The following is a 20,035-nucleotide window of genomic DNA, read 5'->3' as shown; positions in this document are numbered from 1 at the left end:
CCATGACGGAAGACCCCGGGGCCGGGGAGAGCCGGGCGGAGCGGCTGCTGCGCATCGGCAGGCCGCCCGTCAACCGCCCCGAACTGCGGCGCAAGGTGCTGTGGATCGGCGTCTGGCTGGTGTTCCTGAGCTCGCCGGTCAACGACCTGCTGTCCGGGAACCACACCACCGGCGCCACCGTGGCGGGCTGGCTCGGCCTCATCGGCTTCGTCGGGGTCTATCTGTCACTGGTCTTCCGCAACCTGGGCAAGACCTACAGCGGCGGGTTCGTCGTCGGCCTCGTCGTGGCCCTCGGCGTCCTCGCCTCCGTGTTGAGCCTCGCCTTCGGTGGAGCGTGGCTCGGCCTGTACTGCTACGTCTCGGTCGCCTGTGGATCCGTCCTGCCAATGAAGGCCGCCTATGGGGCGATCCCGGCGACGACCGGCCTGTTGCTGCTGGTCGGCAGCCGGGTCGACCTGGAGACGGCGGAGAACCTGTCCCTCCTGGTGCTGCTCATCGGGTTCGCCATGACCGGTGTGAGCCAGATGGTCCGCACCACCGTCGAACTGCGCAGGGCCCGCGCCACCGTCGCCCAGCTCGCCGCCAACGAGGAACGGCTGCGCCTTGCCCGCGACCTGCACGACCTCCTCGGCCACTCCCTCTCCCTCATCACCCTCAAGAGCGAGCTGGCGGGCCGGATGCTGCCCGGCCACCCCGACAAGGCGGCCCAGCAGGTCGCCGACATCGAGCAGGTCAGCCGACAGGCCCTGGTGGACGTCCGCGAGGCGGTCAGCGGCTACCGGCGCCCCCGCCTGCCCGCCGAACTCGCGGGCGCCCAGGTCGCCCTGACCGCGGCCGGCGTCGTCGCCGAGGTACCCGCCGACCCCGACCTCACCGACGTACCCGAGGAGTCCGAGGCCGCCCTCGCCTGGGCGCTGCGCGAGGCGATCACCAACGTCGTACGGCACAGCGGCGCCCAGAAGTGCACGATCGAGGTGCTGCGGCGGCAGACCCTCGACGGGCCCGTGCTCGAACTCTCCGTCGAGGACGACGGGTCCGGCGGCGGGAGCGGCTCGGGCGGCGGATTCGGCAACGGGCTGACCGGTCTGACCGAGCGTCTGGAACAGGCCGGGGGCACCCTGGAGGCGGGCCGCGTGAGGCACGGATTCCGGCTGGTGGCCCGCGTACCCGTGGTTGTGGGGGGCACGTAGGATCCGGGCATGAGCAGCCCGATCAAGATCCTTCTCGCCGAGGACCAGTCGATGGTCCGCGAGGCGCTCGCCGCCCTGCTCGGCCTGGAGGACGACATCGAGGTCGTCGCCCAGGTCTCACGCGGGGACCTGGTGCTGGCGGCCGCGCGGGAGCACGACGTGGACGTCGCCCTGCTCGACATCGAGATGCCGGGTTGCACGGGAATCGAGGCCGCGGCCCGGCTGCACCAGGAACTCCCCACGGTGAAACTGGTCGTGCTCACCACCTTCGGCCGCCCCGGCTATCTGCGCAGCGCCATGGAGGCGGGCGCCGACGCCTTCCTCGTGAAGGACGCGCCGGCCGCCCAACTCGCCGAAGCCGTACGCAAGGTGCTCGCCGGAGAGCGGGTCATCGACCCCACCCTCGCCGCGGCCGCCCTCGCCGACGGCGCCAACCCGCTCACCGACCGAGAACGCGAGGTGCTGCGCGCCGCGGCCGACGGCTCCACCAACGCCGAACTGGCCGCCGCCCTGCACCTGTCCCAGGGCACGGTACGCAACTACCTCTCCACTGCCATCCAGAAGCTGGCGGTACGCAACCGCGCCGAGGCGGTACGGACGGCTCGGGAGAAGGGCTGGCTGTAGGGGCCCGCTCCAAGCGGCAGGCGTCAGTTGAGCATGGCGCGTGCCGTGTGTGCCTGGCCGCGGATCCGGCGCGCGGTCGGCTCGTCCACCTCCGCCATCACGTCGGCGTACGCGTCCAGCTCCGCCGCCCCGGCGAGGTACTCGCCGCGCTGCACGAGGAGCTGGGCCCGTTCGTAGCGCAGCCGCGCCGGGTGCGAGGGCAGCAGCAGGGACAGTTCCACGGCCCACAGGGCCACGTCCGAGCGCTCGGGCCGGGCCGAGGCCCATGCGCGGACGTTGTTCAGGATCCGGATCACCACCTCCAGCGGCTCCGCGGGCACCAGCATGTCCGGATCCAGTGGAGCCCCGGTCGCCCCGGCGACGAGCAGTTCGGCGTCCGACCCGGTCAGCACCCGGCCGCCGTCGAAGGGGTCGGCCAGCACCTGCTCCCCGGCCGTGCCCAGCCCGACCACGAAGTGCCCCGGCAGCGCGACCCCGTACACCGGGGCGCCCGCTCTGCGGGCCACCTCCATCCACACCACCGACAGCAGGATCGGCAGCCCGCGACGGCGTCGCAGCACCTCGTGCAGCAGCGACGACTCCAGGCGCCGGTAGTCGGCGGCCGAGCCGTGGAACCCGTGCCGCGCCCCGAGCAACTCGTGCAACGCGGTCGCCCAGGCCCGCGGCCCCCCGGGTCGGTAGGGCAGCCGCCCCGCCAACTCGTCCAGCTCGATCTGCGCCGCGTCGATACCGGCCTCGTCCAGGGACCCGTCGGCCTCGGCCCCCAGCAGCAGACACAGCGCCGACAGATCGGGCCGCTCTCCCCGTGCCTCGTCGGCGAACCGCCGCCGCAACTCGGCGGAGCGCTCCGGGGGAGGGGGACAAGGCGGAAGCATATGAGGTGTGTGCCCTTTCAGGACGGTTCCCTACCGTTCGGTTCGTCCGGTGGCCGGGACGACCGGCTCCCGATAGTGCTGGTAGGCGTGGTGCGCCGTGAAACCCAGCCCCGTGTACAGCTCGCGTGCCGACTCGTTGTCCGTCTCCACCTGGAGCCAGGCCGCCGACGCGCCCTCGGACAGGGCCTGGCGGGCCAGGGCCGCCATCACGGTGCCGGCCAGCCCCCGCCGTCGCCGCTCCGGGGCCACCTCGACGGCGGCGAAACCGGCCCACCGCCCGTCCACGACCAGCCGGCCGATCGCCGCAGGGACGCTCCCGCTCTCGTCGGGGACGCTCGCGAACCACACCGACGGGCCGCTGCCCAGCACCTTCAGCGCCACCTCGCTCACCCCCCTGCGCCGGTAGCGGGCCAGCCAGGCCTCGTCCGCCTCCCGGGAGAGCGCCACTTCGGTGCCCTCGGCCCGGTCGGCCAGCGGCGCCAGCGCGCCGGTCCACAACTCGGCGGTCACCTCGCACACCCAGCCACGCCGCTCCAGCTCCGCGGGCAGCGGCTCCGATGTGCCTGCGGCGCCCGTCGCCGTCTGGATGTACGCGGGCAGCCCCCGTGCGCCGTACCAGCGCCGTACGGCCTCCAGCGCCGCGTCCAGGGGCAGCCCCGGGTCGCCGAGCGGCAGCACGCTGTTCGCCCGCCGGGTGAATCCGCCCGCGGCCCGCAGCTCCCATTCGCCGAGCCGCTCGCTCTCCAGCGGCCGCCACGCCCGGGAGGCGACACGCGCGAGTTCCTCGAAGGAAGTGGCGGGACCCCGCCGACGCGCCGGAGCGGCCGGCACGACCTTTCCCGCGACCAGCGAGGACTCCGGAATGCGGACGGTCTCCCCGGTCCGGCGCGTGATCATCAGCACACCGTCGTCCCAGGATGCGAGAACACCCACCGTGTCGGTGAACTTCTCCCCCGGGGGTCCAGGTTCGCTCAAGCGACGTACGGAGACTCGTTTACCCACATCAGCAGCGGTGATTCGGACCTCGAGTCGCCCGCCGGCAGAGATTTCCACAGGTCGGTTCACCCCTCCTGTTCGGATCATGCCCAAGAACGGAGATACTAGGGGCGGGCATCGACGACGCCGCGCTCCCGCGCGCCAGGCGGCGGAGCCTACGGAGGCCCGCCAGCGCCCTATCGAGGAGGAACGACAGCGTGACCTACGTCATCGCGCAGCCTTGTGTCGACGTGAAGGACAAGGCGTGCATCGAGGAGTGCCCGGTCGACTGCATCTACGAGGGCTCCCGGTCCTTGTACATCCACCCGGACGAATGCGTTGACTGTGGTGCCTGTGAGCCGGTCTGCCCGGTCGAGGCGATCTTCTACGAGGACGACACTCCGGAGGAGTGGAAGGACTACTACAAGGCGAACGTCGAGTTCTTCGACGAACTGGGCTCCCCCGGCGGTGCCAGCAAGCTGGGACTGATCGAGCGCGACCACCCCTTCATCGCCGCGCTGCCGCCGCAGGCCGGATAACGGCGGGCGGCCCGGCGGCCGTTCATCCGTCCCGCCTCGGTCCCGTACGACCCGACCGTCCCGGTCGGCGCCGTACGGGACCGAGGCGTTTGCCGTACCGGCCGTAGCCGCCGTACCGGCCGTTTCGGCTGTACCGGCTGTACCGAAGAAAGTGAGCGAGTACATCGTGTCCGCAGTCTCCGATCGCCTGCCCGCCTTCCCCTGGGACAAGCTGGAGCCGTACAAGAAGACGGCCGCGGCCCACCCGGACGGAATCGTCGACCTGTCCGTCGGCACCCCGGTCGACCCGGTCCCCGAGCTGATCCAGAAGGCCCTGGTCGCCGCGGCCGACTCGCCGGGCTACCCGACCGTCTGGGGCACCCCCGAACTGCGCGACGCGATCACCGGATGGCTGGAGCGCCGGCTGGGCGCCCGGGAGCTCACCCACCGCCATGTCCTGCCGGTCGTCGGCTCCAAGGAACTGGTCGCCTGGCTCCCCACCCAGCTGGGCCTCGGCCCCGGCGACAGGGTCGCGTACCCCCGGCTGGCCTACCCGACCTACGAGGTCGGCGCCCGCCTCGCCCGCGCGGAGTACGAGGTCTACGACGACCCCACGGAGCTCGACCCGGCGAACCTGAGGCTCCTCTGGCTCAACTCGCCCTCCAACCCGACCGGCCGGGTCCTCGGCAGGCAGGAACTCACCCGGATCGTGGCCTGGGCCCGCGAGCACGGCGTCCTGCTCGTCTCCGACGAGTGCTACGTCGAGCTGGGCTGGGAGGCCGACCCGGTCTCCGTGCTCCACCCGGACGTCAACGGCGGCTCGTACGACGGGATCGTCACCGTCCACTCCCTCTCCAAGCGCTCCAACCTGGCGGGCTACCGCGCGGCCTTCCTCGCCGGTGACCCGGCCGTCCTCGGCCCGCTCCTGGAGATCCGCAAGCACGGCGGCATGATGACCCCGGCGCCCGTCCAGGCCGCGGTCGTGGCCGCCCTGTCCGACGACGTCCACGTCCGCGAGCAGCGCGACCGCTACGCCGTCCGGCGCACCGCGCTGCGCGCGGCCCTGCTGTCCCACGGCTTCCGCATCGAGCACAGCGAGGCCAGCCTCTACCTCTGGGCCACCCGCGGCGAGTCCTGCTGGGACACCGTCGCCCACCTGGCCGAACGGGGCATCCTGGTGGCGCCCGGCGACTTCTACGGCACGGCGGGCGCGCAGTTCGTCCGGGTGGCCCTGACGGCGACGGACGAGCGGGTGGCGGCGGCCGTGGAGAGGCTCGGGCACGCCACCTGACAGCGCGACGGCCCGCCCCGGTTCCCCGGGGCGGGCCGTTTCGTCGTGCTGGGGAGTCCGGCCGACTAGCCGAGCGGCAGGCCGCTCACCGGCAGCGAACCGCCGGGCAGTCCGCCGCCCGGCAGGGAGGCGCCGGGCAGTCCGCCCTTGGTGAGGGCGTCCGTGGGCAGGCCGCCCTTCGGCGCGGTCTTCGTCGCCGTCCTGGCCGTGTCGCCGAGGACGTCCCCGGCGGAGCCGGCCGCGTCGCCCGCCGCGCGCTGCGCCGCGGGCGCCGCCTTCTTGACGAGCTTGCCACCGGTCTTGCCCGCGGCCGGCACCGCCTGCTTGACCGCCTTGCCGCCGGCGTCGCCCGCCAGCCCGGTGACGTGCTGCGTGGCACCGTCGACGGTGTCGCCGACGTGCGCCCCGTCCAGTGCGGTCAGCCCGCCGAGGTTCGGAGTGGCCGGCAGTTCCGGTGCCGCGCTCGCGGAGCCGGCCACACCGACCCCGGCGGCCGCTCCCGCTGCGACGAGCAGCGCGGCACGGGCGATCCTGCGGGTCAGGGGGAGGGACATGATGCTCCATTCGACGGTAGAGAACGTTCAGGTGTCCGGTGGCGGACGCAGTGACTACCGCTCGAAGCCCACGAAGGTTGCGGACGCCAAAGGTAAAGAATTGATAACGCGTCGCATTATCTGTTGTGGATAAAAACGGGCAAAGGGCGCCGTGCGTGCGGCCCAGCCGAAACCTTCCGGCGCACTGTTTCCAGGGCTTCGGCGCCTATGAAGGCGACCGCGCGAAAACCCGCGCATCCGGCCCGGCCGAAGCGCGCCGTATGACCCCTTCGGGTGAAGTCCCGTACTCCTGCCCGGCCTGCCGCTACCGCCCGGTGACGATGCGCACGGACCCGGCGGCCCGCTCCGCACCCGCCGCACCGAGCCCGCGCACCGTGCGCCACCGGCTGTCCGTACTCCCGGCGGTCCACTCCCGGCCCGCGTACGACACCCGCGAGATGTGCAGCGTCGAGGAGTTGGCCACCGCCCAGTGGGCCAGCTGCCAGCCCCGCTGCCGCTCGGTGCGGCCCGCCCGGTCGGCCTTCGGGTCGTCCGGCACCGGCACGGTCACGATCCGCGCGGTCGCCTCGGAGGCCGGGCGCGGGGACGGCGGCGCCGTGGCGCCCACCTCCGTGCCGGCCAGATCGAGCGCGTCGCGCCCGAAGTCCCGTGCGAGCGCCGCCCGCACCGCGCCCGGGCCCGTCCGCACCGCCGCTTCGGCCGTGCCGGACGCCGGGCTGCCCTGGCAGGTCAGCGTCGCCGCCGACTGCCCGGTCAGCGCGGCGGCCAGCAGCGTGGCGTCCGGCTCGTGCTTGGCGTACGCCTCCGGGTAGCCGCTGCGCTGCACCCGCTGCGCGGCCACCGTGAGCGGAAGCCCGGTGTAGCCGGGCACCTTCGCCAGATGCTTGTAGAAGGCGCCCGCCGCGTAGGTCGGCTCCATGATCTGCTTCTCGGTGCCCCAGCCCATCGAGGGACGCTGCTGGAACAGGCCGAGGGAGTCCCGGTCGCCGTGCTCGATGTTGCGCAGCCCCGACTCCTGGAGCGCGGTGGCCAGCGCGATGGCCACCGCCCGCTGCGGCATGCCCCGGCCGGTGCCGACGGCGGTGATCGTCGCCGCGTTCGAGGCCTGCTCGGGAGTGAACTTGTAGGACGTCCCGTCGCCCCGGCCCGAGACCACCGTGCAGCCCGGGGCCCCGGCGCCCGACGTGACGTACTGCACCACGAGATAACCCGCGACGGCCGCGAGGACCGTGAGGGCGGAGCCGAGGCGGAAGAGACGGCCACGGCGCTTGGCAGGACGCTGGGGTGGGACGAGGGACGGCTCGGGCACGCGTACAAGGTACTGGAGTCCGCCGGGGCGACAAGGGAGGAAGCGGCGCACGGAATGGCATCGGCGCCTGATCGGCGCGCGGCCCCCGGAACGGGTGGCGGGTTAGGGTCGTCACCATGCCCGACACCCCGCTCGACCCTTCGTTCGACACCGCGCTGGATCTCACGCTGGACGCCGCCGCGCTCACCGCGCGGCTGGTCGACTTCCCGTCGGAGAGCGGCACGGAGAAGCCCCTCGCGGACGCCGTCGAAGCGGCCCTGCGCGCGCTGCCGCACCTGACCGTCGACCGGTACGGCAACAACGTCGTCGCCCGCACGAACCTGGGCCGGTCCGAGCGGGTGATCCTGGCCGGGCACATCGACACGGTCCCGATCGCGGACAACGTCCCCTCGCGCCTCGACGAGGACGGTGTCCTGTGGGGCTGCGGCACCTGCGACATGAAGTCCGGCGTCGCGGTCCAGCTGCGCATCGCGGCCACCGTTCCCGCGCCCAACCGCGACCTGACCTTCGTCTTCTACGACAACGAGGAGGTCGCCGCCGACCTCAACGGCCTCAAGCACATCGCCGAGGCACGCCCCGAATGGCTGGAGGGCGACTTCGCCGTGCTCCTGGAGCCGTCGGACGGCCAGGTCGAGGGCGGCTGCCAGGGCACCCTGAGGGTCAAGCTGAGGACGACGGGGGAGCGGGCCCACTCGGCACGCGGGTGGATGGGCTCCAACGCGATCCACGCCGCCGCGCCGATCCTCGCGCGCCTCGCCGCCTACCAGCCCCGATGGCCGCTGATCGACGGCCTGGAGTACCGCGAGGGCCTCAACGCGGTGGGTGTCTCGGGCGGTGTGGCGGGCAACGTCATCCCCGACGAGTGCGTGGTCACCGTGAACTTCCGCTACGCGCCCGACCGCTCCGAGCAGGAGGCGCTCGCGCACGTCCGCGAGGTCTTCGCGGACTGCGGGGTGGCGGAGTTCGTGGTGGACGACCACAGTCCCGGCGCACTGCCGGGACTGTCCCACCCGGCCGCGGCGGCCTTCACCGAGGCGGTCGGCGGCACCCCGCAGCCGAAGTACGGCTGGACCGACGTCTCCCGTTTCTCCGCCCTGGGCGTCCCGGCCGTCAACTACGGGCCGGGCAACCCGCATCTCGCACACAAGCGGGACGAACGGGTCGAGACGGCGAAGATCCTCGCGGCCGAAGAACGCCTGCGGGCCTGGCTGACGAGTTGAGCCGGACACGCTGACGTCCCCCGCGCGTAACCCCCGCCGATCTACGCTGAGGCGGAAACACCTGTACGTGGAGGGAGCGCACATGGCTACTGGCAACCCCGAGGGCAAGAAGCAGCCACCGGAGGAGCAGCGCCTGGGACCGGTCCTCCGCCGCCGGGGGCAGGTGACGTCGAGCACCACGGACCAGCGACTGCTGGACGCGGGCGGCCCGTCGGACTGGGTCCACACGGACCCGTGGCGTGTCCTGCGCATCCAGTCGGAGTTCATCGAGGGATTCGGCACCCTGGCCGAACTCCCGCCCGCGATCAGCGTGTTCGGATCCGCCCGCACCCCGACGGACTCGGCGGAGTACGACGCGGGCGTGCGTCTGGGCCGCGGCCTCGTGGAGGCGGGCTGGGCGGTGATCACCGGCGGTGGGCCCGGCGCGATGGAGGCCGCCAACAAGGGTGCCTGCGAGGCAGGTGGCACCTCGGTCGGCCTCGGCATCGAGCTGCCCTTCGAGCAGGGGCTCAACCCCTACGTCGACATCGGCCTCAACTTCCGGTACTTCTTCGTCCGCAAGATGATGTTCGTCAAGTACGCCCAGGGTTTCGTGGTCCTCCCCGGCGGCCTCGGCACCCTGGACGAACTCTTCGAGGCCCTCACCCTCGTCCAGACCCAGAAGGTCACCCGCTTCCCGATCGTGCTCTTCGGCAGCGCGTACTGGGGCGGCCTGGTCTCCTGGCTCCGGAGCGCGGTGATCGCCCAGGGCAAGGCCTCCGAGAAGGACCTCCTCCTCTTCCACGTCACGGACGACGTGGACGAGGCGGTCGCCCTGGTGTCCAAGGAGGCCGGGCGGTAGATCCCAGGGGACTTCCCCAGGGGCGTGTTTCGTCCTAGGGCGTGTCTGACAATTCCCGCCTGCCTCGCGGGGGCTGGCACGCACGCTCGCAGCGTTGCCGAAACGCCCACGTGGCGCCGCCACGAGGGCGCTCCGGCGCCTTGCGATCGCACGCACCAGCCCCCGCGAGGCCCGCCCTCCGGGCGGACGACGGGAATTGTCAGACACGCCCTAGGCCAGCCCCCGGCGGGCGACCGCCGGGGGGCGGTGGCCGGCGATCGAGGCCACCATGTCCAGGACCTGCCTGGTCTCCGCCACCTCGTGCACCCGGTACACCCGCGCCCCCAGCCACGCGGAGACCGCCGTCGTCGCCAGCGTCCCGAGCAGCCGCTCCTTGACCGGCCGGTCGAGCGTCTCCCCGACGAAGTCCTTGTTGGACAGCGACACCAGCACGGGCCACCCCGTGGCCACCAGCTCGTCCAGCCGCCGCGTCGCCTCGAGGCTGTGCCGTGTGTTCTTGCCGAAGTCGTGCCCGGGGTCGATCAGCACCGACTCCCGGGGCACCCCCAGCGCCACGGCCCGCTCGGCAAGACCCACGGTCACCCGGAGGATGTCGGCCACCACGTCGTCGTACGACACCCGGTGCGGCCGCGTACGCGGCTCGGCGCCGCCCGCGTGCGTGCACACCAGTCCCGCCCCGTATCGTGCGGCGACCTCCGCGAGCCCCGGGTCCACCCCGCCCCAGGCGTCGTTGAGCACATCGGCCCCGGCCTCGCAGACGGCCTCCCCGACCTCCGCCCGCCAGGTGTCCACGCTGATGATCACATCGGGGAACAGCCGTCGTACCTCCGCCACGAAGCCGACCGTCCGCCGCGCCTCCTCCTCTGCGGTCACCTCGTCCCCCGGCCCGGCCTTGACCCCGCCGATGTCGATGATCGCGGCCCCCTCGGCCACCGCCTGCTCCACGCGCGCGAGCGCAGGCTCGTCACGGAAGGTGGCCCCCCGGTCGTAGAAGGAGTCCGGGGTCCGGTTCACGATCGCCATGATCACCGGCTCGTGCGGCTCGAAGACCCGCCCGCCCAATCTGAGCATTCTGTGCCCTTCTCCCAGTACGTCGCGGTACGCCGCGGTGTCGGACGCCGCCGACCGCGACTGTCAGACTGGCATGGCACGATCGCACCCGGAAGTGCGCGAGACTGCGCAAGCCAGTTACACAGAGCGTGGGGACGCAGCGATGGTTATGTTCATGTTCCTGGTCGTCGCGCTCGCCGTCGTGGTCGCCGCGGTGACACTCGCCGTGGTGGGCGGCGGCGAGGGCGCCACCGGCCCCCTGCCCGAGGCGTCACCCGAGCGCCTCACCGACCCGCTGCCCCCGGACCGCCCGATCGGCCGCGCGGACGTGGAGCACCTCCGCTTCCCGCTCACCGCGCGCGGCTACCGCATGGCCGACGTGGACGATGCCCTCGGCCGCATCGCCGCCGAACTCGCCGAGCGCGACGCCCGTATCGCCGACCTGGAGTCCGCGCTGGCCGGTGCCCAGGCCGCGGCGCACGTCCGGCTGGACAAGCCCGCGCGAGAGGACGAGCGGTGAGTGACGGCTCCGCCCTGGTCGGCCCGGACGGCCTGCCGCGCTGCCCCTGGGCCCTGTCCACCGAGGACTATGTGAGCTACCACGACGAGGAGTGGGGCCGCCCGGTGCACGGCGACGACGCCCTCTTCGAGCGCCTCAGTCTGGAAGCCTTCCAGTCGGGTCTGTCGTGGATCACCATCCTGCGCCGCCGTACCGGATTCCGCGCCGCCTTCTCCGACTTCAAGATCGCCGCCGTCGCGGACTTCACCGACGACGACCGCGAGCGCCTCCTCGGAGACGCCGGCATCATCCGCAACCGCGCCAAGATCGACGCGACGCTCGCCAACGCGCGTGTGCTCGCCGACTGGTCACCCGGCGAGCTGGACAGCCTGATCTGGTCCCACGCCCCGGACCCGGCCGGCCGCCCCGTCCCGAAGACCCTCGCGGACGTCCTCCCGGTCACCCCGGAGTCGACGGCCCTGTCGAAGGCGCTCAAGAAGCAGGGCCTGCGCTTCGTCGGCCCCACGACGGCATACGCGCTGATGCAGGCGTGCGGGCTGGTCGACGACCACCTGGAGGGGTGCGTGAGCCGCACCAGCCCACCGCCCGGCGCATGAGTGCCCGGGGCCTGTCCGGGGCTCAGCGGCCCAGGTACTTCGGCTTCTCCTTGTTCACGAACGCCTGCACCGCGATCGTGTGGTCCTCGGACCGCCCCGCGCGCGACTGGAGCTCGTCCTCCTTGTCCAGCGTCTCGTCCAGGGAGTGCGTCATGCCGAAGGCGACCGCCTCCTTGATCGCCGAGTAGGCCAGGGTCGGACCCGCGGCGAGCTTCCGGGCGACCTTCTCGGCCTCGGCCCGCAGCTCGCCGGACGGCACGAGCCGGTTCGCGATGCCCAGCTCGTACGATTCCTGCGCGCTGATGGTCCGCGGGAAGAGCAGCAGGTCGGCGGCGCGGCCGGGGCCGACGACCCGGGGCAGCGTCCAGGAGACGCCGGAGTCGGCGGTCAGCGCCACCCCGGCGAACGAGGTGTTGAAGGACGCCGTGTCCGACACCAGACGGAAGTCCGCCGCCAGCGCGAAACCGAGGCCCGCGCCGGCCGCGACGCCGTTGACCGCCGCGACCACCGGCTTCGGAGCCCCGGTGAGGGCCCGCACGATCGGGTTGTAGTGCTCCCGCACCGTCCTCATCGTCTCTCCCGCCCCGGTCTCGCGGTCGGACGCCAGCAGTCCCATGTGCTCCTTGAGGTCCTGGCCCACGCAGAACGCCCGGTCCCCGGCGGCGGTGAGCAGGATCGCCCGTACGGACGCGTCCTCCGCCGCCTGCCGCGCCGCGTCCCGGAAGGCGGCCTTGGTCTCGATGTTCAGAGCGTTCATCGCCTCGGGGCGGTTCAGCGTGATCGTTGCGAGTCCGTCGGTCACCTCGTAGAGCACGGTGTCGGCCATGACGCATCCCCTCTTGCAGTGTCTGCCCGGGGCGTACCGCGTACGCCCGTGTCACAGGACAGCATGGCGGAGATCACCGCGGGGACGGCATCCACGGTCGGCGCGATGGCGCAGTATCGCAGTCACATCGCCGAATTGAGTGGTTTTGCTCGCGCGCGTTGCCCAAGCGATGCCTACTGATGTTGGTCATCGGGTCCTGAGATGCGGGATAATGGCTTGGAAGCAATGTGTTCGATGCCGGTGACGCGTGTCCCACCCGGATTCCGCGTGCCCTCCAGGGCCGTCGGCAGACTATGAGCTGGTTTCAGGAAGGGGAACGAGCATGGCGGCCATGAAGCCGCGGACGGGCGATGGCCCGCTCGAGGTGACCAAGGAGGGGCGGGGCATCGTCATGCGCGTTCCGCTCGAAGGCGGCGGTCGGCTCGTCGTCGAGCTGACTCCTGACGAGGCCGAGGCGCTCGGCGACGCCCTCAAGAAGGTCGTTGCCTGACGCGCCGGCGACCATCCCTTTCAGTTGTCCCGGTATCGCATGCGATACCGGGACAACTGCGTTCCGGGTGGTTCCAGACGGTTCCGGGTGGTTCCCGGTGGCGTTCGGTGTCCGGCGACGTTCACGATTCGATGACGTTTGGCGGCGTTCACCTTTTGACGGCGCAGAGCAGCCCGTCGCCCACCGGCAGCAGCGAAGGCACCAGTTCCTGGCTCTCCCGCACCGCCCGCAGAAGCTCCCGCAGCCGCAGCACCTCGGTCGGCTGGGGACCCGAGTCCACCGTGCGGCCGTTGCCGAAGACACCCTCGAAGACCACCACCCCGCCCGTCCGCAGCAGGCGCAACGATTCAGCGAGGTAATCCAGGTACTCCAGCCGGTCGCCGTCGCAGAAGACCAGGTCGTAGCCGGCGTCCGCGAGCCGGGGCAGCACGTCCAGGGCGCGGCCGGGGATGAAACGGGCCCGGTTGCTGGCGAAACCGCTGGCGCGGAAGGCCTGCCGGGCGAACTGCTGGTGCTCCGGCTCGGGATCCACGGTGGTCAGTACCCCGTCCGGCCGCATGCCGTGCAGCAGATGGATCCCGGACACCCCGCAGCCGGTGCCGATCTCCGCGACCGCCTTGGCGTCCACGGCGGCGGCCAGCAGCCGCAGCGCGGCGCCCGCGCCGGGCGACACCGAGCGCAGCCCCGCATCCCGGGCCCGGTCGCGGGCCCAGCGCAGCGCGTCGTCCTCGGCGACAAAGGCGTCGGCGAACGCCCAGCTCGTCTGCCGGTTGCCGGTAATGACCCTCTCCTGTCCCCAAGGTTGCCTGGGCGTGACTGTATCCGTTGGCCCCGGGAACCCGCAGATGGGACCGGGCGTTTACAGGGGTGAGTGAGCGGCACGGGGACCGACGGGGGGCCACAGGTGCGGACAGCGGTACGGACAGGGGTACGGACGGAGGCGGGCCGTGAGGCGCGTCGACCCAGCTCAAATTCTCGTAAAACCGCTTATCCGGAGCTAACGGGCGAGGTGGCTATGGTAGGGGCTCCACTGGACACCACCAGAGCTGACAGGGGAGGTGCGGCCGCGCATGCGGATCGCGGAGGAGTGCTGCGGCGCTTTCTCGGATCGGCGGGCAGGCCGAAATCCGTGAACGACACCGCTGCTGACGCCGGCCGCGCCGCCGGATTCGCCGCAGGCGAAGCCCAGACCGCGACGTTCTCCACCGACGCGGACGCCCAGGCGTGGACTCCGCCCACGTGGGAGGAGATCGTCAGTACGCACAGCGGCCGGGTCTACCGCCTGGCGTACCGACTCACGGGCAACCAGCACGACGCGGAGGACCTCACGCAGGAGGTCTTCGTCCGCGTCTTCAGATCGCTGTCGACCTACACACCCGGCACCTTCGAGGGCTGGCTGCACCGCATCACCACGAACCTCTTCCTCGACATGGTGCGCCGCAAGCAGCGCATCCGTTTCGACGCGCTGGGCGAGGACGCCGCCGAGCGCCTGCCGAGCCGTGAGCCCACGCCCCAGCAGGCGTTCAACGACGCGCACTTCGACGCCGACGTCCAGCAGGCCCTGGACACCCTGGCGCCCGAGTTCCGGGCCGCGGTCGTCCTGTGCGACATCGAGGGACTGTCCTACGAGGAGATCGCCGCGACCCTCGGCGTCAAGCTCGGCACGGTCCGCTCCCGGATCCACCGCGGCCGCTCCCAGCTGCGCAAGGCCCTCGCGCATCGCGCCCCGCAGACGCGGGCCGCCGAGCGCCGCTCCTTCATGGCCCGCGTTCCCGCTCTGGGAGGAGGGGGCGCGACCGCGTGAGTGGATCACGGCCGAAACCTGCCGAGGCACTCCTCGCAGAGCAGCATCTGGGAGATCGGCTTTCCGCCCTCGTTGACGGTGAGCTCGATCATGAGTCGCGTGAGCGCGTCCTGGCCCACCTGGCCACCTGCGTCAGGTGCAAGACGGAGGCGGACGCCCAGCGACGCCTGAAGAACGTCTTCGCCCAGGCGGCCCCGCCCCCGCCGTCCGAGAGCTTCCTGGCACGTCTCCAGAGCCTTCCCGCGGGCGGCGGTGACGCGGACGAGGGCACCGGCTCGCCGCTGGGCGCAGGCGTCTTCGGGGTGCGCGGGCCCGAGGGGTTCAAGTTCGGCTACGTGCCGGTCCGTCCCCACCCCGCCGCGGCCTCCGTCGCCGACCGTGGCTTTCGTATCCACCCCGTCGGCGAGCGCCCCAGCTCGCGTGGGCTGCGGTTCGCCGCGGCAGCCGCCGGGGCGGTCTCGCTGGCCGCAGTCGCGCTGGGCGGGGTGAGCACGGGCATCCCGGGCGACCTGACCCCCGACGCGCGGGGCGGCCCCGGCACCAATGTGACCCCGGCCCGCACCCAGGGTGGCGGTGGGACCGGCGGCGGGACATCGGCGCCCGACTCCCAGCGCCGCCGCACCACGGGACCGCTGCTCGTCCAGGCCAGCCGGCTCGGCGAGACATCCGTGGCGCCGACCTCGGTGTTCGCGCCCCTGCAGCCCGGACTGCCGGCGCCGGCACGCGAGCTGGCCACGGCCGACACACCGCCGCTCATACGCCCGCTGTCCTGGCCCACGGCCGGCCCCGCCCCCACCAACGCCACCTCCCCGCACCGGGCCCCCTGACCCGCCCACTCCTCTCGCCGACCTGGTTGAATCCTGCGAGGGCCGTGCCCGCGGTGGAGTTCCCGGCGCGGAGTCGAGTTCGGCGGCCCAGCTGTGGGGAGAGCATGAACGAGGGGAATCCGACAAAGCCGGCCAGGACCAAGTGGTGGAGCCGCCCCCGGCCCCCGGCCCAGTCCGCCGACGGAGACTTCGAACTGGCGGCACCCACCCGGGGTGCCGTGCCGCAGGACGGCGGCTCCGGGGGCGAGGCGTCCGCGTCGGGGGCCGGTGAGTCCGTGCCGTCCGTGCCGGACGAGGCCGCGATGTCTTCCGGTGCGGCCGGGGGGCCCGAAACCGGGAGCGATGCGTCTGCGGCCGAGGACGACGACAGCGCCGTGGCCGAGGCCGTCGAGGCGCCGCCCCCGGCCGAGGGCGATCGGGTCAGGCCGCTGCACGATCCCGACCCGTACGGCACGCCTCCGTACGGCGAACCCGGCCCCTGGGCGCCCGCTCCGCCGGTGCAGCACCCCGCGCCTGTTCCTGCGCCTGTTCCTGCGCCTGTTCCTGCGCCTGCTCCGGCCACTGCCCCCGCAGCCGCCCCCACCCCCACCCCCGCCCACGGCACGCATCCCGACCTCTGGCGGCGCTACGACCCCTGGGCCGGTCACGGGGCCCTTCAGCAGACCGTTGTCGCTGCGGGCTCCGAGCGGCATCGGCGTGGGCGGCGCAGGCGGGCGCTCGTCGGCGGGGCGGTGGCGCTGGCGCTCGTCTCCGGAGGCGTCGGCGGCGCGATCGGGTCGTACCTGGAGCGCAACGGCGGCCTGGGCGACGTACACCTGCCACAGGCGGGCGCGGTACCGGCCGGGCGCGCCCCGGACAGCGTGGCCGGAATAGCCGCCCGCGCGCTGCCCAGCGTGGTCACCCTGCATGTGACCGGCCGCAGCGAGGCGGGCACCGGCACCGGCTTCGTCCTGGACACCCGGGGACACATCCTCACCAACAACCACGTCGTCGAGTTCGCCGCGTCCGGCGGCGAGATATCCGTGACGTTCAGCAGCGGCGACACCGCCAAGGCCAGGATCGTCGGCCGGGACAGCGGCTACGACCTCGCCGTCGTCCAGGTCACCGGTGTCCACGGCCTCAAGCCCCTGCCGCTCGGCAACTCCGACAACGTCCAGGTCGGCGACCCCGTCGTCGCCATCGGCGCGCCCTTCGACCTCTCCAACACCGTCACCTCCGGCATCGTCAGCGCCAAGGAGCGGCCGATCACGGCGGGCGGCGAGCGCGGGAGCGACGTGTCCTACGTCGACGCCCTCCAGACGGACGCGCCCATCAACCCCGGCAACTCCGGCGGCCCGCTCCTCGACTCCCAGGCCCGGGTCGTCGGCATCAACTCCGCCATCCGGTCCGCCACAGGCGGCTCCGACCAGCAGGACCCGGACAAGGGTCAGGCCGGCTCCATCGGCCTCGGTTTCGCCATCCCGGTCAACCAGGCCAAGCGCGTCGCCGAGGAACTGATCAACAACGGCCGGGCGGTCCACCCGGTGATCGGCGTCAACCTGGACATGGACTACACCGGCGACGGCGCCCGTATCGACACCACCGGACCCAAGGGCACGCCCGCGGTCGTCAGGGGTGGTCCCGGAGCCCGCGCCGGCCTGAAGCCGGGCGACGTCGTCACCGGGGTCGACGGGCAGCGCGTGCACTCCGGGGAGGAACTGATCGTCCGGACCCGGGCCCACCGGCCGGGCGACCGGCTGCGCCTGACCGTGGAGCGCGACGGCAGTCGGACGTCGGTCTCCCTGGTGCTCGGCTCATCGGACGACATCTGATCCGACGACATCTGATCCGGCGACCATTGGGGCAGTTCCGGTCGGACCGGTACGCCGGGTACCGTAGACCCGGCCCGGGGACATCACAAGGAGCTTCAGGTGTTCAATGACATAGGACCGCTTGAGCTGGTCACGATCATCGTGATTGCCGTGCTCATCTTCGGTCCGGACAAGCTCCCGAAGTTCATTCAGGACGTCACGCGGACGATCCGAAAGATCCGGGAATTCTCGGACAGTGCCAAGCACGACATCCGCGCCGAGCTGGGTCCGGATTTCAAGGACTTCGAGTTCGAGGACCTCAACCCCAAGACGTTCCTCCGCAAGCAGCTGGACAACGACGACCTGGGGCTGAAGGAGATCCGCAACGGCTTCGACCTGAAGAAGGAGATGGCCGAGGTCACGGACGCGGTGCACAGCCGCGAGAGCGACTCCGGTGACTCCTCCACCGGTCGTCGCGTCGACATGGCCAAGAAGCCCGAGCCCCCTGCCGGGGACGGGCGGCCGCCCTTCGACGCGGACGCCACCTGACCGGCGTAAACGAGTCAATGTCACGTCCCGGCGCGCCACGCGCCGGGACGTGACGTGTTTCATACCGTGTGGGCGGCTCGCACGGCGCGAACCAGCCGCGCGTGCGACCCACGCAACGGAAGGATTCGCCGCTGCTCGAAGCGGTGTCGATATGCTGCCGAGTTGTTGTGCGGACCGGACGAGTACGCCCGAAGGGGGGCGGGCCCCCGCCCCGGTCCGACGAGAGCGAGGAGGCGTCCGGGCAGATGGAGACGACAAGTCGGGCAGTCGCACAGGCGCCGGACGCGGAGGGTGGCAGACAGGTCCCCTTCGCCCGGCGCACGGTCGACGGCTACCTGCTGGCGCCCTTCCCCTGGTACGGCCTCGACGAGGCCTTCACGGGGCCGCGCTGGCTGATGCAGGTCGGTACGGCGGCCGACGGCACCGTCGAACACGGTTCGATCGGACACGGCGACGAACCGTCCGTCAAGAACGAGTTCGCCGTCGGCACGGGTACCGAGCCGAAGGAGAAGTTCGCGGTCGTGGTCACGGTCGCCGCCAACCCGTCCCGGCGCAGCGCCGACGGCACGGGCTTCCTGGAGGCCACCTCGGTCTCCTCCGCGGCCTGGCTGGCCGGTGTGGGGCTGCTGATGTTCACCTGGCCCGGCCAGATGGACCACAGCCTGCGCGACGACTGGCTGGAGCAGCAGACGGAGACGGCCTGGGTGCTCGCGGACGACCTCGCGGGATCCGACTGGTCGACCCTGTCCCTGCCGGTCGACGGCGTGCCGACGCCCTTCCACTACCGGGAGTCCGAGTTCGGCTGGGTGCTTGCCGGCTCGACCCAGGAAGGGGTGCACGTGGGGGCGTACGGGAGAGGGATGAGCGCGTACGGGCTCGGCTTCGCCAAGATCAAGGACATCACGGCGTACGCCTGACCGGCCGCACCCGGCTCCGACGGAAAGAGGCGCCGTCCATCAGTGGACGGCGCCCCGAGCCTGCCCGGGAGGCCTGAGGGCCCGGGCCCTGTCGGCCTAGAACTTGTTCTTCGGCGTGATCCCCAGCGACAGCCCGGAAAGGCCCCGCTGGCGGCCGCCGAGCTTGCCCGCGATGGCCAGCAGCGCGGAGCCCGCCGGTGAGCCGGGGTCGCTGAGGACGACGGGCTTGCCCTCGTCGCCGCCCTCGCGCAGGCGGACGTCGATCGGGATGCTGCCGAGCACCGGGACGGTCGCGCCCGTCGTGCGGGTCAGGCCGTCCGCGACGGTCTGACCGCCGCCCGTGCCGAAGACGTCGACCATCTCGCCGCAGTGCGGGCAGGGCAGGCCGGACATGTTCTCGACCACGCCGACGATCTTCTGGTGGGTCTGGACCGCGATCGCACCCGCCCGCTCGGCGACCTCGGCGGCCGCCTGCTGCGGCGTGGTCACGACCAGGATCTCGGCGTTCGGGACCAGCTGGGCGACCGAGATGGCGATGTCACCGGTGCCCGGGGGCAGGTCGAGGAGCAGGACGTCCAGGTCGCCCCAGTACACGTCCGCGAGGAACTGCTGGAGCGCGCGGTGGAGCATCGGGCCGCGCCAGACGACCGGCGCGTTGCCCGGGGTGAACATGCCGATGGAGATGACCTTCACGCCGTGCGCCGACGGCGGCATGATCATGTTCTCGACCTGGGTCGGACGGCCGTCCGCGCCCAGCATGCGCGGCACGCTGTGGCCGTAGATGTCGGCGTCGACCACGCCCACCTTCAGGCCGTCGGCCGCCATGGCCGCCGCCAGGTTGACGGTCACGGAGGACTTGCCGACGCCGCCCTTGCCGGAGGCGACCGCGTAGACCCTGGTCAGGCTGCCGGGCTTGGCGAAGGGGACCTCGCGCTCGGTCTGGCCGCCGCGCAGCGCGTTCGCGAGTTCCTTGCGCTGCTCGTCGCTCATGACGTCCAGCGTGACGTCGACGCGGGTGACGCCGTCGACCCGGGAGACCGCGTCGGTCACGCGCTGCGTGATCGTGTCGCGCATGGGGCAGCCGGAGACCGTCAGGTACACGGTGACCGCGACCGCTCCGTCCGCGCCGATCTCCACCGATTTGACCATGCCGAGTTCGGTGATGGGTCGGTTGATCTCGGGGTCGTTCACCGTCGCCAGTGCCTCGCGCACCGCGTCTTCCGTAGCCATAAGGACGATGGTACGGCGCACGGAGGGGCCTGCGGGTAG

At 72.2% G+C, this 20,035-nt stretch carries 22 protein-coding genes; 14 read left to right on the top strand and 8 right to left on the bottom strand.

Features of this window, described 5'->3' with window-relative positions; all coding sequences use genetic code 11:
* Window positions 1-2 precede the first annotated feature (2 nt).
* Both ACIPK3_RS17775 and ACIPK3_RS17770 read left to right on the top strand, forming a co-directional pair.
* Window positions 3-1,190: a sensor histidine kinase gene (locus ACIPK3_RS17775; RefSeq protein WP_402570623.1), complete on the top strand. Its 1,188-nt coding sequence runs from the start codon at window positions 3-5 to the stop codon at window positions 1,188-1,190.
* 9 nt (window positions 1,191-1,199) lie between these two features.
* Window positions 1,200-1,814, top strand: a complete 615-nt coding sequence (locus tag ACIPK3_RS17770; protein ID WP_402570621.1) for a response regulator — start codon at window positions 1,200-1,202, stop codon at window positions 1,812-1,814.
* Between the two features lie 23 nt (window positions 1,815-1,837).
* Here the strand turns inward: ACIPK3_RS17770 and ACIPK3_RS17765 are convergent, their stop codons facing one another.
* A complete protein-coding gene (locus ACIPK3_RS17765) occupies window positions 1,838-2,689 on the bottom strand; it encodes a tetratricopeptide repeat protein (RefSeq protein ID WP_402570619.1) in 852 nt (283 codons plus the stop codon).
* 30 nt (window positions 2,690-2,719) lie between these two features.
* Complete coding sequence (locus tag ACIPK3_RS17760; protein ID WP_402570617.1) at window positions 2,720-3,772, bottom strand: GNAT family N-acetyltransferase; 1,053 nt, start codon at window positions 3,770-3,772, stop codon at window positions 2,720-2,722.
* A 110-nt stretch (window positions 3,773-3,882) separates the two neighbouring features.
* Here ACIPK3_RS17760 and fdxA point away from each other — a divergent pair, with 110 nt between their 5' ends.
* Window positions 3,883-4,203, top strand: a complete 321-nt coding sequence (gene fdxA / locus ACIPK3_RS17755; protein WP_194041143.1) for a ferredoxin — start codon at window positions 3,883-3,885, stop codon at window positions 4,201-4,203.
* Between the two features lie 166 nt (window positions 4,204-4,369).
* The gene (locus ACIPK3_RS17750; RefSeq protein ID WP_402570615.1) at window positions 4,370-5,473 is read left to right on the top strand and encodes a bifunctional succinyldiaminopimelate transaminase/glutamate-prephenate aminotransferase; all 1,104 of its coding nucleotides are present in this window, start codon (window positions 4,370-4,372) and stop codon (window positions 5,471-5,473) included.
* Between the two features lie 65 nt (window positions 5,474-5,538).
* Here ACIPK3_RS17750 and ACIPK3_RS17745 read toward each other — a convergent pair whose 3' ends face one another.
* Together ACIPK3_RS17745 and ACIPK3_RS17740 are read right to left on the bottom strand one after the other, a co-directional pair.
* Window positions 5,539-6,027, bottom strand: coding sequence for an ATP-binding protein (locus ACIPK3_RS17745; RefSeq protein WP_402570613.1), 489 nt, complete (start codon window positions 6,025-6,027; stop codon window positions 5,539-5,541).
* A 304-nt stretch (window positions 6,028-6,331) separates the two neighbouring features.
* Window positions 6,332-7,336, bottom strand: coding sequence for a heavy metal transporter (locus tag ACIPK3_RS17740; RefSeq protein WP_402570611.1), 1,005 nt, complete (start codon window positions 7,334-7,336; stop codon window positions 6,332-6,334).
* Window positions 7,337-7,452: 116 nt separating this feature from the next.
* Between ACIPK3_RS17740 and dapE the strand changes: the two genes are divergently transcribed.
* Window positions 7,453-8,556, top strand: a complete 1,104-nt coding sequence (dapE, locus tag ACIPK3_RS17735; RefSeq protein ID WP_402570609.1) for a succinyl-diaminopimelate desuccinylase — start codon at window positions 7,453-7,455, stop codon at window positions 8,554-8,556.
* A gap of 82 nt (window positions 8,557-8,638) precedes the next feature.
* Window positions 8,639-9,397, top strand: coding sequence for a TIGR00730 family Rossman fold protein (locus ACIPK3_RS17730; RefSeq protein ID WP_402570607.1), 759 nt, complete (start codon window positions 8,639-8,641; stop codon window positions 9,395-9,397).
* A gap of 210 nt (window positions 9,398-9,607) precedes the next feature.
* Here ACIPK3_RS17730 and folP read toward each other — a convergent pair whose 3' ends face one another.
* Window positions 9,608-10,468 (bottom strand): dihydropteroate synthase, encoded by an 861-nt coding sequence (folP, locus tag ACIPK3_RS17725; protein ID WP_402570606.1) that lies wholly within the window; start codon window positions 10,466-10,468, stop codon window positions 9,608-9,610.
* A 142-nt stretch (window positions 10,469-10,610) separates the two neighbouring features.
* Between folP and ACIPK3_RS17720 the strand changes: the two genes are divergently transcribed.
* Together ACIPK3_RS17720 and ACIPK3_RS17715 are read left to right on the top strand one after the other, a co-directional pair.
* Entirely contained in the window at window positions 10,611-10,967 is a 357-nt protein-coding gene (locus ACIPK3_RS17720) for a DivIVA domain-containing protein (protein ID WP_402570604.1), read from the top strand.
* The gene (locus ACIPK3_RS17715; RefSeq protein WP_402570602.1) at window positions 10,964-11,563 is read left to right on the top strand and encodes a DNA-3-methyladenine glycosylase I; all 600 of its coding nucleotides are present in this window, start codon (window positions 10,964-10,966) and stop codon (window positions 11,561-11,563) included. Before ACIPK3_RS17720 ends, ACIPK3_RS17715 begins: the two co-directional genes overlap by 4 nt.
* Before the next feature lie 22 nt (window positions 11,564-11,585).
* On the opposite strand, the gene ACIPK3_RS17710 is transcribed toward ACIPK3_RS17715, so the two are convergent.
* Window positions 11,586-12,389, bottom strand: coding sequence for an enoyl-CoA hydratase/isomerase family protein (locus ACIPK3_RS17710; protein ID WP_402570600.1), 804 nt, complete (start codon window positions 12,387-12,389; stop codon window positions 11,586-11,588).
* Between the two features lie 322 nt (window positions 12,390-12,711).
* Between ACIPK3_RS17710 and ACIPK3_RS17705 the strand changes: the two genes are divergently transcribed.
* Entirely contained in the window at window positions 12,712-12,879 is a 168-nt protein-coding gene (locus tag ACIPK3_RS17705) for a DUF3117 domain-containing protein (protein WP_107121748.1), read from the top strand.
* Window positions 12,880-13,027: 148 nt separating this feature from the next.
* Here ACIPK3_RS17705 and ACIPK3_RS17700 read toward each other — a convergent pair whose 3' ends face one another.
* Entirely contained in the window at window positions 13,028-13,726 is a 699-nt protein-coding gene (locus ACIPK3_RS17700) for an O-methyltransferase (RefSeq protein WP_402570802.1), read from the bottom strand.
* Window positions 13,727-13,966: 240 nt separating this feature from the next.
* On the opposite strand from ACIPK3_RS17700, the gene sigE reads away from it, so the two are divergent.
* The 5 genes from sigE to ACIPK3_RS17675 all read left to right on the top strand — a co-directional run bounded on the left by sigE (window position 13,967) and on the right by ACIPK3_RS17675 (window position 18,766).
* Window positions 13,967-14,683, top strand: a complete 717-nt coding sequence (gene sigE, locus ACIPK3_RS17695; RefSeq protein WP_402570598.1) for an RNA polymerase sigma factor SigE — start codon at window positions 13,967-13,969, stop codon at window positions 14,681-14,683.
* Window positions 14,680-15,510: an anti-sigma factor family protein gene (locus ACIPK3_RS17690; protein ID WP_402570597.1), complete on the top strand. Its 831-nt coding sequence runs from the start codon at window positions 14,680-14,682 to the stop codon at window positions 15,508-15,510. The genes sigE and ACIPK3_RS17690 overlap by 4 nt, the downstream gene beginning before the upstream one ends.
* 104 nt (window positions 15,511-15,614) lie before the next feature.
* The gene (locus ACIPK3_RS17685; protein ID WP_402570596.1) at window positions 15,615-17,321 is read left to right on the top strand and encodes a trypsin-like peptidase domain-containing protein; all 1,707 of its coding nucleotides are present in this window, start codon (window positions 15,615-15,617) and stop codon (window positions 17,319-17,321) included.
* A gap of 99 nt (window positions 17,322-17,420) precedes the next feature.
* Window positions 17,421-17,849, top strand: coding sequence for a sec-independent translocase (locus ACIPK3_RS17680; protein ID WP_402570594.1), 429 nt, complete (start codon window positions 17,421-17,423; stop codon window positions 17,847-17,849).
* Between the two features lie 245 nt (window positions 17,850-18,094).
* Window positions 18,095-18,766, top strand: a complete 672-nt coding sequence (locus tag ACIPK3_RS17675; RefSeq protein ID WP_402570592.1) for a hypothetical protein — start codon at window positions 18,095-18,097, stop codon at window positions 18,764-18,766.
* 96 nt (window positions 18,767-18,862) lie between these two features.
* Here ACIPK3_RS17675 and ACIPK3_RS17670 read toward each other — a convergent pair whose 3' ends face one another.
* Window positions 18,863-19,996, bottom strand: a complete 1,134-nt coding sequence (locus ACIPK3_RS17670; protein ID WP_402570590.1) for an Mrp/NBP35 family ATP-binding protein — start codon at window positions 19,994-19,996, stop codon at window positions 18,863-18,865.
* Window positions 19,997-20,035: the final 39 nt, after the last annotated feature.

It is taken from the genome of Streptomyces sp. NPDC086787 (assembly GCF_044745865.1).
Taxonomy (GTDB): Bacteria; Actinomycetota; Actinomycetes; order Streptomycetales; family Streptomycetaceae; genus Streptomyces.
The sequence above is the reverse complement of the archived record's forward strand: the minus strand, read 5'-3'. Positions and strand labels throughout refer to the sequence as shown.

Bases quoted from the DNA above. Each gene is read 5' to 3' on its own strand.
- ACIPK3_RS17775 (WP_402570623.1), top strand. From the start codon at position 3: ATGACGGAAGACCCCGGGGCCGGGGAGAGCCGGGCGGAGCGGCTGCTG.
- ACIPK3_RS17770 (WP_402570621.1), top strand. From the start codon at position 1,200: ATGAGCAGCCCGATCAAGATCCTTCTCGCCGAGGACCAGTCGATGGTC.
- ACIPK3_RS17765 (WP_402570619.1), bottom strand. From the start codon at position 2,689: ATGCTTCCGCCTTGTCCCCCTCCCCCGGAGCGCTCCGCCGAGTTGCGG.
- ACIPK3_RS17760 (WP_402570617.1), bottom strand. From the start codon at position 3,772: ATGATCCGAACAGGAGGGGTGAACCGACCTGTGGAAATCTCTGCCGGC.
- ACIPK3_RS17745 (WP_402570613.1), bottom strand. From the start codon at position 6,027: ATGTCCCTCCCCCTGACCCGCAGGATCGCCCGTGCCGCGCTGCTCGTC.
- dapE (WP_402570609.1), top strand. From the start codon at position 7,453: ATGCCCGACACCCCGCTCGACCCTTCGTTCGACACCGCGCTGGATCTC.
- ACIPK3_RS17730 (WP_402570607.1), top strand. From the start codon at position 8,639: ATGGCTACTGGCAACCCCGAGGGCAAGAAGCAGCCACCGGAGGAGCAG.
- folP (WP_402570606.1), bottom strand. From the start codon at position 10,468: ATGCTCAGATTGGGCGGGCGGGTCTTCGAGCCGCACGAGCCGGTGATC.
- ACIPK3_RS17720 (WP_402570604.1), top strand. From the start codon at position 10,611: ATGGTTATGTTCATGTTCCTGGTCGTCGCGCTCGCCGTCGTGGTCGCC.
- ACIPK3_RS17710 (WP_402570600.1), bottom strand. From the start codon at position 12,389: ATGGCCGACACCGTGCTCTACGAGGTGACCGACGGACTCGCAACGATC.
- ACIPK3_RS17705 (WP_107121748.1), top strand. From the start codon at position 12,712: ATGGCGGCCATGAAGCCGCGGACGGGCGATGGCCCGCTCGAGGTGACC.
- ACIPK3_RS17685 (WP_402570596.1), top strand. From the start codon at position 15,615: ATGAACGAGGGGAATCCGACAAAGCCGGCCAGGACCAAGTGGTGGAGC.
- ACIPK3_RS17675 (WP_402570592.1), top strand. From the start codon at position 18,095: ATGGAGACGACAAGTCGGGCAGTCGCACAGGCGCCGGACGCGGAGGGT.
- ACIPK3_RS17670 (WP_402570590.1), bottom strand. From the start codon at position 19,996: ATGGCTACGGAAGACGCGGTGCGCGAGGCACTGGCGACGGTGAACGAC.